The organism is Micromonospora psammae (assembly GCF_036902725.1).
Lineage (GTDB): Bacteria > Actinomycetota > Actinomycetes > Mycobacteriales > Micromonosporaceae > Micromonospora.
In genome coordinates, this window is sequence record NZ_JBAKHM010000015.1 from 130754 (window position 1) to 142108 (window position 11355).

Sequence of the window (11355 nt, forward strand, 5' to 3'; positions counted from 1 at the left end):
CGTTCCCGACGGGAGGAGCACCATGCGTACGGGTGTCTGGCTGGTGGGGGCGCGCGGTTCGGTCGCGACCACCAGCATCGTCGGAGGGCTCGCGCTGCGGGCCGGGCTGACGGGGCCGACCGGCTGCGTCACCGAGCTGCCCGCGCTGCGGGGCCCCGCCCTGCCGACCTTCGCCGACCTGGTCTTCGGCGGTCACGACGTGGCCACCACCCCGCTGACCAAACGGGCCGAGACGTTGGCCGCCGCCGGTGTGCTGCCGGGCCGGCTGGCCGCCGCGCTCGCCGGCGACCTCGCCACGGTCGAGGAGGACCTGCGCGCCGCCCCCACCGAGGGCAGCCAGCACGACCGGGCCGCCGCGCTCGTCGCCGACCTCACCGCCTTCCGGGACCGGCACCGGCTGGACCGGGTGGTGGTGGTCAACGTCTCCGCCACCGAACCGGCCGCCCGCCCGCACCCCGGGCACGCCGACCCGGCCGCCCTGCGGGCCGCGCTGACCGGCCCGGACGAGGTGCTTCCGCCCAGTTCGCTCTACGCCTACGCGGCGGTCGAGGCGGGCTGCCCGTACGTCGACTTCACCCCGTCCACCGGGCTGCGGCTGCCGGCGCTGGCGACGCTCGCCGCCGCGCGCGGCCTGCCGTACGCCGGGCACGACGGCAAGACCGGGGAGACCCTGGTCAAGTCGGTGCTCGCGCCGATGTTCGCGATGCGGCACCTGGCCGTCCGGTCCTGGACCGGGGTCAACCTGCTCGGCGGCGGCGACGGCGCCACCCTGGCCGATCCGGCCGCCAACGCGGCGAAGGTGGACAGCAAGCAGCGGGTGCTCGGCGAGACCCTCGGCTACCTGCCGCAGGGCGGCACCCGGATCGAGTACGTCGAGGAGCTGGGCGACTTCAAGACCGCCTGGGACCTGATCACCTTCGCCGGCTTCCTCGGCACCGGCATGCGGATGGAGTTCACCTGGCACGGCTGCGACTCCGCGCTGGCCGCGCCGCTGGTGCTCGACCTGGCCCGGCTCACCGCCGCGGCGCACGCCGCCGGCGCGGCCGGCCCCCTGACCGACCTCGCCTTCTTCTTCAAGGACCCGCTCGGCTCGCCCGCCCACTCGCTCGGCGAGCAGTGGCAACGGCTGGTCGAGTTCACCGCCCGGTTGCACGCCGGGGGTGCGGCGTGACCACCCTCGCCGACCTGGCCGAGCTGGTCCGGGCGCCGGCCGCGCTCTCGGTGCCGGGGGACGTGGTCGCCGGCGCCGCCGCGGCCGGGGCGCTCGGCCCGCGTACCGCCGGACTGGCCGGCGCGTCGGTGCTGCTCTACTGGGCCGGGATGGCCGCCAACGACTGGGCCGACCGGGGCCTGGACGCCGTGGAACGGCCGGAGCGGCCGATCCCCAGCGGTCGGGTCACCCCGGCCACCGCGGTCGGCCTGGCCGCCGGGCTCACCGCCGCCGGCCTCGGCCTGGCCGCCGCCGCGGGTGGCCGTCGCGCCACCGCCGTCGCGCTCCCGCTCGCCGCGGCCGTCTGGGGGTACGACCTGGCGGCGAAGAACACCGCCGCCGGTCCGGCCGTGATGGCCGCCTGCCGGGGGCTGGACGTGCTGCTCGGCGCGTCCGGCGGGCGGCTGGTCCGGGCGGTGCCGGCGGCGCTGACCGTGGCCGCGCACACCTGGACGGTCACCGCGCTCTCCCGCCGCGAGGTCACCGGCGCCGACGCCGCGCTGCCCCGGCGTACCCTCGCCGGCACCGCGCTGGTCGCGCTCGCCGCGGCGGCCTCCCGCCGGACCACCCCCGCGGGTCCACGGGCCGGCGTCGCCCTGCTGCCGGCCGCGCTGGCCGGCTGGTACGCCGCCGGGTACGGCGGCGCGCAGGCCCGGGTGGTCGCCGACCCCTCGGCCGGCCGGGTCCGGGCCGCGGTCGGCGCGGGAATCACCGGGCTGCCCGCGTTGCAGGGCGCGCTCACCGCCGGCGCCGGGGCCGGGCCGCTCGGGCTGGCGGTCGCCGCCGCCGCGCCGTTGGCTCGCCGGCTGGCCCGGAAGCTCTCCCCGACATGAGCGGCCTGCGGTTCGGCTACGGGACCAACGGCTTCGCCAACCACCGGCTCGACGACGCCCTGGCGGTCATCGCCGAGCTGGGCTACCAGGGGGTCGCGCTGACCCTGGACCACGACCACCTCGACCCGTTCGCGCCCGGCCTGACCGGGCGGGTGGCCCAGGTGGCCCGCCGGCTGGAGGCCCTGGGCCTGTCGGTGGTGGTCGAGACGGGGGCCCGGTACCTGCTCGACCCGTGGCACAAGCACGCCCCCACGCTGCTGCACGACGAGCCGGCCCGCCGCGTCGAACTCCTCCGCCGGGCCGTCCGGATCGGCGCCGACCTCGGCGCCGAGGCGGTCAGCTTCTGGGCCGGCGTACGCCCCGCCACCGTCGCGCCGGAGACCGCCTGGGACCGGCTGGTCGCCGGCTGCGCGGCGGTCGTCGACGCCGCCGACCGGGCCGCCGTGCCGCTCGGTTTCGAGCCGGAGCCGGGGATGCTCGTCGAGGACATCGCGGGCTGGTGGCGGCTGCGCCACGCGCTCGGCGACCCGGACCGCTTCGGCATCACCCTCGACATCGGACACTGCCGGTGCCTGGAGCCGCAGCCGGTGCCCGACTGCGTCCGCGAGGTGGCCCCGCACCTGGTCAACGTGCAGATCGACGACATGCGCCGGGGTGTGCACGAGCACCTGGAGTTCGGCGCCGGCGAGATCGACTTCCCGCCGGTGCTGGCGGCCCTCACCGAGGTCGGCTACCAGGGGCTGGTCGCGGTGGAGCTGCCCCGGCACTCGCACGCCGCGCCGACCGTGGCCGCCCGGTCCATCGACTTCCTCCGCGCCGCGGACACCGGTCGTCGTCGGGAGTGAAGCAGAGCTGACGGGCGCGTCGAGGTGCCTGCGGAGCAGCACGAGAGAGGAGACGGGATGACACCGGATTCACTACGGGCCGCGCTGCGGGGCGTACCCGATCCCGGCTGGCTGGACGCGGCGCTGCGCCGGGTCGCGGCCGACCCCGCCACGATCACCGCCGCCTTCGCCGCGGCCGGCCGGCGCTGCGGTCGGGGAGAACTGGCCGACCTGCCCGGCTGGAGCGCCGACGAGGCGGCCCGGGCGCTGCTGCTGACCGCGCTGACCGCCGACCACGCCGGGTACGCCGAGGCGCTCTACCGGCACGGCGACGCCGCCGAGAAGCGGGCCGTGCTCAAGGCGCTGCCGCTGCTGCCGATCGGCGCGGCCGGGGTACCGCTGCTGCACGACGCCCTCCGCACCAACGACACCCGGCTGGTCGCCGCCGCCCTCGGTCCGTACTCCCGGCAGCTCGACCCGGCGGCCTGGCGGCAGGCGGTGCTCAAGTGCGTCTTCACCGGCGTGCCGCTGGCCGTGGTGCACGACCTCGACGGGCGCGCCGACGCCGGGCTCGCCGCGATGCTCGCCGGGTTGGCCGCCGAGCGGGAGGCGGCCGGCCGCGCCATGCCCGCCGACGCCCTCGACCTGCTGGACCGGCTCTCCGCCCGGTCCGGCCCGATCAGCGGCGGATCCGGCCGCCCACCGTCCCAGGAGGCGTGACATGCGCATCTTCGACCCGCACATCCACATGACGTCGCGGACCACCGACGACTACGAGCGGATGGCCGCCGCCGGGGTCCGGGCGGTGGTGGAGCCGGCGTTCTGGCTCGGCCAGCCCCGCACCAGCGCGGCCTCGTTCACCGACTACTTCGACTCCCTGATCGGTTGGGAGCCGTTCCGGGCCGGGCAGTTCGGCGTCCGGCACCACGCCACCGTCGCGCTCAACCCGAAGGAGGCCAACGACCCGCGCTGCCGGCCGGTGCTGGACCTGCTGCCCCGCTACCTCGACAAGGACGCCGTGGTGGCGGTCGGCGAGATCGGGTACGACTCGATGACCCCCGAGGAGGACGCGGCCTTCGCCGCCCAGCTCTCCCTGGCCGTCGCCCACGACCTGCCCGCGCTGGTGCACACCCCGCACCGGGACAAGGCCCGGGGGGTCGAGCGGAGCCTCGCGGTGGTCGCCGAGTCCGGCATCGAGCCGGGGCGGGTGGTGCTCGACCACCTCAACGAGGTCACCGTCAAGCTGGTCCGGGACACCGGCTGCTGGCTGGGGTTCTCCATCTACCCCGACACCAAGATGTCCCCACCGCGGATGGTGGAGCTGCTGCGGGCGTACGGCACCGAGCGGATGCTGGTCAACTCGGCCGCCGACTGGGGCCGGTCGGATCCGCTGCTGACCCGGGCCACCGGGGAGGCGATGCTGCTGGCCGGCTTCACCGACGACGACGTCGACCGGGTGCTCTGGCGCAACCCGGTGGAGTTCTACGGGCAGTCCGGCCGGCTCGACCTCGCCGACCTCGACCCGGCCGCCGGCACCTTCGCCGGCAACTCGATCCTGCGCGGCGGTGAGTGATGCGGCTGCGGCACGCCGACGGCAGCACCGTGCACCTGGGCTACTGCACCAACGTGCACCCCGCGGAGGACGTCGCCGGCATCCTCGCCCAACTGGACACCTACGCCGTGCCGGTCCGGCAGGCCCTCGGCGCCGACCGGCTCGGGCTCGGCCTCTGGCTGGCCGCGCCGGCCGCCGCCGAGCTCGCCACCGACCCGGCCGCCCGCGGCCGGCTGCGGGCCGAGCTGGCCGGGCGCGGGCTGGAGGTGGTCACCCTCAACGGCTTCCCGTACGCGGCGTTCCAGGCGCCGGTGGTCAAGGGCGCGGTCTACCGGCCGGACTGGACCTCCGACGCCCGGCTGGACTACACCCTCGACCTGGCGCGGGTCCTGGCCGACCTGCTCCCCGACGACGCGGCCCGGGGCTCGGTCTCCACCCTGCCGCTGGCCTGGCGGCACCCCTGGGACGCCGGGCGCGCCGACGCCGCCCGCCGCCGGCTGGACCGGCTCGCGGCCGGCCTGGCGGCGCTGGAGCGCGACACCGGCCGCCGGGTCCGGGTCGGCTTCGAGCCGGAGCCGGGCTGCGTGGTCGAGCGCACCGACCAGGCGGCCGCGCTGCTGGCCGGGATGGACACCGACCGGCTCGGCGTCTGCCTCGACCTCGCCCACCTCGCCTGCGCCTGGGAGGAGCCGACGGTGGCCCTGGACCGGCTGCGCGCCGCCGCCCTGCCGGTGGTGAAGGTCCAGGTCTCCGCCGCCCTGGAGGCTGCCGACCCGGACGCCGCCGCCACCGCGCTGGCGCGCTGGGTCGAGCCGCGGTTCCTGCACCAGACCCGGGCCGCCGGCTGCGCGCACGCCGCCGACCCCGCCGACCCGGCGTACGCCGCCGACGACCTGGACGCCGCGCTGGCCGAGCGGCCACCCGGACCGTGGCGGGTGCACTACCACGTGCCGCTGCACGCCCCACCCGAGGAACCGCTGGCCTCGACCCTGCCGGTGCTGCGCGCCGCGCTGGCCGCGCTCTACACCGGACCGGTCGCCGGCTGCGACCACCTGGACGTCGAGACGTACACCTGGGGGGTGCTGCCGGCGGCGCGGCGGCCGCGCGGGGACGCGGAGCTGGCCGCCGGGATCGCCGCCGAGCTGGCGTTCGCCCGTGACGAGCTGGTCGCCCTGGGCCTGACCACCCCGGCCACGACGGGGGTACGGCGATGAGCCGGCGGTTGGTGGTGCTGAACGTGGTCGGGCTGACCCCGCGGCTGCTGGCGCACATGCCCCGGCTGCGCGCGGTCGCCGACACCGGGTTCACCGCGGAGCTGGGCACGGTGCTGCCCGCCGTCACCTGCTCGGTGCAGTCGACCTTCCTCACCGGGGAGCTGCCGTCCGGGCACGGGATCGTCGGCAACGGCTGGTACTTCCGGGACCTGGGCGAGGTGCTGCTGTGGCGGCAGCACCACGCGCTGGTCGGCGGGGAGAAGCTGTGGCAGGCCGCCCGCCGGGTCGAGCCGGGCTGGACGGTGGCCAACGTCTGCTGGTGGTACGCGATGGGCGCCGACGTCGACTGGACGGTCACCCCACGGCCGGTCTACCACGCCGACGGGCGCAAGGAGCCGGACTGCTGGACGGACCCGCCGGAGCTGCACGACACCCTGACCGACGCGCTGGGCACCTTCCCGCTCTTCACCTACTGGGGACCGGGCGCCGGGCTGGCCTCGTCGGCGTGGATCTGCCGGGCCGCCGAGCGGATCCTCGCCGACCACGCCCCGGACCTGACCCTGGTCTACGTCCCGCACCTGGACTACGACCTGCAACGCTTCGGCCCGTCCTCGCCCCGGGCAGCGGCGGCCGCGGCCGAGCTGGACGCGGTGCTCGCGCCGCTGCTGGACGCCGCCCGGGCCCGCGACGCGACGGTGGTGGTGCTGTCCGAGTACGGCATCACCGACGTCTCCCGCCCGGTGGACGTCAACCGGCTGCTGCGCGCCGAGGGGCTGCTGCGGGTCTACACCCAGGCCGGCATGGAGTACCTGGACCCGTGGACGTCGCGCGCCTTCGCGGTCGCCGACCACCAGGTGGCCCACGTCTACGTCCGCGACCCGGCCGACGTGCCGGCGGTGGCGAAGCTCTGCGCGGCGTTGCCGGGGGTGGCCGAGGTGCTGGACGCCGACGGCAAGGCGGCGGCCGGGCTGGACCATCCGCGCGCCGGTGAGCTGGTGCTGGTGGCCGAGCCGGACGCCTGGTTCACGTACTACTACTGGCTGGACGACGCCCGCGCCCCGGACTTCGCCCGCAACGTGGACATTCACCGGAAGCCGGGTTACGACCCGGCCGAGCTGCTCTTCGACCCGGCCGGACCGGCGGCGGCGAAGCGCCGGGCGGCGGTGGCGCTGGCCCGCAAGAAGCTCGGCATGCGCTACCTGATGAGCGTGGTGGGGCTGGACGCCGGCGCCCGGGCGGTCCGGGGGTCGCACGGACGGCTCCCCGCCGACCCGGCGGACGCCCCGGTGCTGCTCTGCTCGGACCCGGCCGCCGCCCGGGACCGGATCGCGGCGACGGAGGTGAAGGGCCTGCTGCTGGAGCTGGCCGGGCTGGTGCCGGACGGGTCCACCCCGCCGGCCGGACGGCCCGGGGAGGGACGGTGACCATCACCGCGGCCCCGAGCGACGTGAGCGGGCTGCGGGAGCGCTTCGACGCCGAGCTGGCGGCCTTCCTGGACCGGCAGGGGCCGGACTGGCCGGACGGCGCGCCGCGGGGCATCTTCGCCGCCCTGCACCGGTTCGTGCTGGCCGGCGGGAAGCGGCTGCGTCCCCTCTTCTGCTACTGGGGCTGGCGCGGCGCGGGCGGCGGGGACGACCGGCCGATCGTGGTGGCCGCGGCGGCGCTGGAGCTGTTCCACGCGTTCGCGCTGATCCACGACGACATCCTCGACGGCAGCGACCGCCGCCGGGGCGCCCCGTCGGTGCACCGGCTCTTCGCCGACCTGCACACCCGCTCCGCCTGGCGGGGCGACCCGGAGGCGTACGGGCGCAACACCGCGCTGCTCTGCGGTGACCTCTGCGCCGCCTGGTCGGACCAGATGTTCCACGAGTGCGGGCTGAGCACCGCCCAGGTCTGCCGGGGGTACGCGGTCTTCGCCCGGATGCGCACCGAGGTGATCGCCGGGGAGTACCTGGACCTGGTGTCCGGGGTCGGCGACGGCTCGGTGGCCAGCGCGCTCACCGTGATCCGGATGAAGGCGGCCCGGTACACGGTCACCCGGCCGTTGCAGATCGGCGCGGCGCTGGCGGGCGCGGAACCGGAGCTGATCTCCGCGCTCACCGACTTCGGCGACCCGCTCGGCGACGCGTTCCAGCTGCGCGACGACGTGCTGGGCGTCTTCGGCGATCCGGCGGTGACCGGCAAGTCGGCGCTGGACGACCTGCGGGAGGGCAAGCCGACGGTGATGATGGCGCTGGCCCGGGACGCCGCCGACCGGGCGCAGACCGCCCGGCTGCGTGACCTGCACGGCAACCCCGACCTGGACGAGAGCGGCGCCGCCGAGCTGCGGACGATCATCGAGGCGACCGGGGCCCGGGACCGGATCGAGCAGCTGATCCAGGTCCGCGCCGAGGCCGCCCGGACCGCCCTGGACCGGGCGCCGCTGGGGGAGCCGGCCCGGACGGCGCTGGCCGGCCTGGCCGACCAGGCGGTGCGCCGCCGGAGCTGACATCCGGCGGCACCCCCGGGGAGCAGGCCCCTTCCGTTGACGTGTCCGCTCACTTTCAACTGGATGAACAAAAGTTCGGACGGGTCCGGCAGAAGGTATGGACAGCCAAATCGATCCGCCTTAATGTTCGTGCCATCACGAACATGTTTCGTCGAGGTGAACCGGCGGCGCGGTAACCCATCGACTGGTGACCTTCGGTGCGCGGCCCCCGCCCCGGGCCGGAGGTCACGGCCGGCCGGGCGGCACCCGGGCGGCCCTGCCGCAATCCCCCTACACGGCATCCGGCGCGTCGGCGCGCGCCCGCCTGGCAGTCACCGTCAGGAAGGGACAGTCAATGTCCACACAGGACCACACCACCCACCGCTCCCGACGATGGTTCTCCGGCGCATCGGCCCTGCTCCTGGTGGCGGCCGCCGGCACGATCGGCCTGGCCGGTCCGGCCGCCCTCGGCGGACCCACGCCGGCCCAGGCCCACCCCATCGTCGGCACCGACTTCCAGCAGGTCACGCTCGCCAAGGGCGCCGCCGAGGTCGGCGAGCCCATGACCATCGCGGTGCTGCCGGACCGGTCGGTCCTGCACACCGCCCGCAACGGCACGGTGCGTCGTACCGACGCCAACGGCACCACCTCGGTGATCGGCACGCTCTCGGTCTACACGCACGACGAGGAGGGGCTCCAGGGCGTCGGGGTGGACCCGAACTTCGCCACCAACCGGCACGTCTACCTCTACTACGCACCGCCGCTGTCCACCCCGTCCGGCGACGCGCCGTCCACCGGCAGCGACTTCTCCGCCTGGCAGGGCGTCAACCGGCTCTCCCGCTACACCCTGAACAGCGACTTCACCCTCAACACGGGCAGCAAGGTCGACATCCTCGACGTACCGGCCGACCGGGGCATCTGCTGCCACGTCGGCGGTGACATCGACTTCGACGCCGCCGGCAACCTCTACCTCTCCACCGGCGACGACACCAACCCGTTCGACTCCTCCGGCTACGCGCCGATCGACGAGCGTACCAACCGCAACCCGGCGTACGACGCCCAGCGCACCTCGGCCAACACCAACGACCTGCGCGGCAAGATCCTGCGGATCAAGGTGAACGCCAACGGCACGTACTCGATCCCGTCGGGCAACATGTTCGTCGACTCCGACCCGAAGACCCGTCCCGAGATCTACGCGATGGGCTTCCGCAACCCGTTCCGGATGAGCGTCGACAAGGCCACCGGCATCGTCTACGTCGGCGACTACGGCCCGGACGCCGGCACCACCAGCAGCCGCGGCCCGAGCGGCCAGGTCGAGTTCAACCGGGTCACCGGTCCGGGCAACTACGGCTGGCCGTACTGCACCGGCACCAACACCGCCAACGAGACGTACGCGGAGTGGGACTTCGCCAACAACACGGCCGGGGCCAAGTACAACTGCACCGGCGGGCCGACCAACAACTCGTTCCGCAACACCGGCCTGACCACCCTCCCGGGCGCCAAGGCCGCCTGGATCCGGTACGCCGGCGACGCCGGCAGCCCGCCGGAGTTCGGTGGCGGCTCCGAGTCGCCGATGGCCGGCCCGGTCTACCGCTACAACGCCTCGTCGACCTCCACCACCAAGTTCCCGCAGGGCTTCGACGGGCAGTTCTTCGCCGGTGAGCTGGGCCGGGGCTGGGTCAAGCCGATCCACGTCAACAGCGACGGTTCGCCGGGCACGATCGAGAACTTCCCGTGGAACGGCAAGCAGGTCATGGACATGGCCTTCGGGCCGGACGGCGCCCTGTACGTCTTGGACTACGGCACCGGCTACTTCAACGGTGACGCCAACTCGGCGCTCTACCGCTACGACTACATCGCCGGCGGCAACGCCGCGCCGACCGCGGTCGCCACGGCGGACAAGACCTCCGGCGCGGCCCCGCTGACCGTCGCGTTCTCCTCGTCGGGCTCCTCCGACCCGGAGGGTGGCACGCTGACCTACTCGTGGAACTTCGGTGACGGGACCAGCTCCACCGCGGCGAACCCGACCAAGACCTTCAACAGCAACGGCAACTACACGGTCACGCTGACCGTGACCGACCCGCAGGGCGCGACCGGCACCGCCAACGTGACCATCGGGGTCGGCAACACCGCCCCCACGGTCACCATCACCAGCCCCGGCAACGGCCAGTTGTTCAACTACGGCGACACCGTGCCGTTCAGCATCACGGTGACCGACCCGGAGGACGGCACCATCGACTGCACCAAGGTCAAGATGACCTACGTGCTGGGCCACGACAGCCACGGTCACCAGATCACCTCGAAGACCGGCTGCTCCGGCTCGATCACCATCCCGGTCGACGGTGAGCACGACGACGCGGCGAACATCTTCGCGATCTTCGACGCCGAGTACACCGACGCGGGCGGGCTGACCACCCACACGCAGCACACCCTCCAGCCGAAGAAGCGGCAGGCGGAGCACTACAAGACCTCCTCGGGCATCGCCCAGTACAGCAAGGCGACGGCGGAGGGCGGCAAGACCGTCGGCAGCATCGACAACGGGGACTGGATCGCGTTCGAGCCGTACAGAATCAACAACGTGACCTCCTTCAGCGCCCGGGTCTCCTCCGGTGGCGCCGGCGGCACCCTCCAGGTGCGGGCCGGCTCGGCCACCGGCACCGTGCTCGGCTCGGCCACCGTGCCGGTCACCGGTTCCTGGGAGACCTTCCAGAACGTCACCGGCACCATCTCCAGCCCGCCGGCCGGCACCACCACGCTGTACCTGACCTTCGCCGGCGGCGCCGGGGCGCTCTTCGACCTGGACTCGTTCACGTTCACCACGGGCGCCGGCGGTGGCGGGACCGGTCCGGTCGTCGGGCTCGCCGGCAAGTGCCTCGACGTGCGCAACGCGGCGACCGCCGACGGCACCCAGATCCAGATCTACACCTGCAACGGCAGCACGGCGCAGACCTGGACGGTGACCCCGAACAGCACCGTCAAGGCCCTGGGCAAGTGCCTGGACGTCTCCGGCGGCGCCTCGGCCGACGGCACGAAGATCCAGCTCTGGACGTGCAACGGCTCGGGCGCGCAGAACTGGTCCGCCCAGGCCGACGGCACGCTGAAGAACCCGCAGTCGGGCAAGTGCCTCGACGTCTCCGGCAACAACTCCGCCGACGGCACCGCCGTGCACCTGTGGACCTGCCACACCGGCGCCAACCAGAAGTGGACCCTGCCCTAACCGCACGCCAGGGGCCCCCGGTCCACGCCTCGCGCCGC

At 74.7% G+C, this 11355-nt stretch carries 9 protein-coding genes; all 9 read left to right on the plus strand.

The window, feature by feature from the left end; all coding sequences use genetic code 11:
• Nucleotides 1–22: 22 nt before the first annotated feature.
• The 9 genes from V6U79_RS18915 to V6U79_RS18955 all read left to right on the plus strand — a co-directional run bounded on the left by V6U79_RS18915 (nt 23) and on the right by V6U79_RS18955 (nt 11317).
• On the plus strand, nt 23–1171 hold the full coding sequence (locus V6U79_RS18915) for an inositol-3-phosphate synthase (protein ID WP_334615332.1): 1149 nt from the start codon (nt 23–25) through the stop codon (nt 1169–1171).
• Nucleotides 1168–2043, plus strand: a complete 876-nt coding sequence (locus tag V6U79_RS18920; protein WP_334528177.1) for an SCO3242 family prenyltransferase — start codon at nt 1168–1170, stop codon at nt 2041–2043. The genes V6U79_RS18915 and V6U79_RS18920 overlap by 4 nt, the downstream gene beginning before the upstream one ends.
• On the plus strand, nt 2040–2888 hold the full coding sequence (locus V6U79_RS18925) for a sugar phosphate isomerase/epimerase family protein (protein WP_334615333.1): 849 nt from the start codon (nt 2040–2042) through the stop codon (nt 2886–2888). Before V6U79_RS18920 ends, V6U79_RS18925 begins: the two co-directional genes overlap by 4 nt.
• Nucleotides 2889–2945: 57 nt before the next feature.
• The gene (locus V6U79_RS18930; protein WP_334528181.1) at nt 2946–3587 is read left to right on the plus strand and encodes an EboA domain-containing protein; all 642 of its coding nucleotides are present in this window, start codon (nt 2946–2948) and stop codon (nt 3585–3587) included.
• Between the two features lies 1 nt (nt 3588).
• Nucleotides 3589–4440: a TatD family hydrolase gene (locus V6U79_RS18935; RefSeq protein WP_334615334.1), complete on the plus strand. Its 852-nt coding sequence runs from the start codon at nt 3589–3591 to the stop codon at nt 4438–4440.
• Nucleotides 4440–5633, plus strand: coding sequence for a metabolite traffic protein EboE (gene eboE, locus V6U79_RS18940; protein ID WP_334615336.1), 1194 nt, complete (start codon nt 4440–4442; stop codon nt 5631–5633). Before V6U79_RS18935 ends, eboE begins: the two co-directional genes overlap by 1 nt.
• Complete coding sequence (locus V6U79_RS18945; RefSeq protein WP_334615337.1) at nt 5630–7057, plus strand: alkaline phosphatase family protein; 1428 nt, start codon at nt 5630–5632, stop codon at nt 7055–7057. Before eboE ends, V6U79_RS18945 begins: the two co-directional genes overlap by 4 nt.
• On the plus strand, nt 7054–8121 hold the full coding sequence (locus V6U79_RS18950) for a polyprenyl synthetase family protein (RefSeq protein ID WP_334615339.1): 1068 nt from the start codon (nt 7054–7056) through the stop codon (nt 8119–8121). Before V6U79_RS18945 ends, V6U79_RS18950 begins: the two co-directional genes overlap by 4 nt.
• A 334-nt stretch (nt 8122–8455) precedes the next feature.
• Nucleotides 8456–11317, plus strand: coding sequence for a PQQ-dependent sugar dehydrogenase (locus V6U79_RS18955; RefSeq protein WP_334615340.1), 2862 nt, complete (start codon nt 8456–8458; stop codon nt 11315–11317).
• The last annotated feature ends 38 nt before the right edge of the window (nt 11318–11355 follow it).

What these genes read in the sequence shown, in the direction of transcription:
- V6U79_RS18945 (WP_334615337.1), top strand. Translation starts at nt 5,630, where the DNA reads ATGAGCCGGCGGTTGGTGGTGCTGAACGTGGTCGGGCTGACCCCGCGG.
- V6U79_RS18955 (WP_334615340.1), top strand. Translation starts at nt 8,456, where the DNA reads ATGTCCACACAGGACCACACCACCCACCGCTCCCGACGATGGTTCTCC.
- V6U79_RS18935 (WP_334615334.1), top strand. Translation starts at nt 3,589, where the DNA reads ATGCGCATCTTCGACCCGCACATCCACATGACGTCGCGGACCACCGAC.
- V6U79_RS18930 (WP_334528181.1), top strand. Translation starts at nt 2,946, where the DNA reads ATGACACCGGATTCACTACGGGCCGCGCTGCGGGGCGTACCCGATCCC.
- eboE (WP_334615336.1), top strand. Translation starts at nt 4,440, where the DNA reads ATGCGGCTGCGGCACGCCGACGGCAGCACCGTGCACCTGGGCTACTGC.
- V6U79_RS18925 (WP_334615333.1), top strand. Translation starts at nt 2,040, where the DNA reads ATGAGCGGCCTGCGGTTCGGCTACGGGACCAACGGCTTCGCCAACCAC.
- V6U79_RS18915 (WP_334615332.1), top strand. Translation starts at nt 23, where the DNA reads ATGCGTACGGGTGTCTGGCTGGTGGGGGCGCGCGGTTCGGTCGCGACC.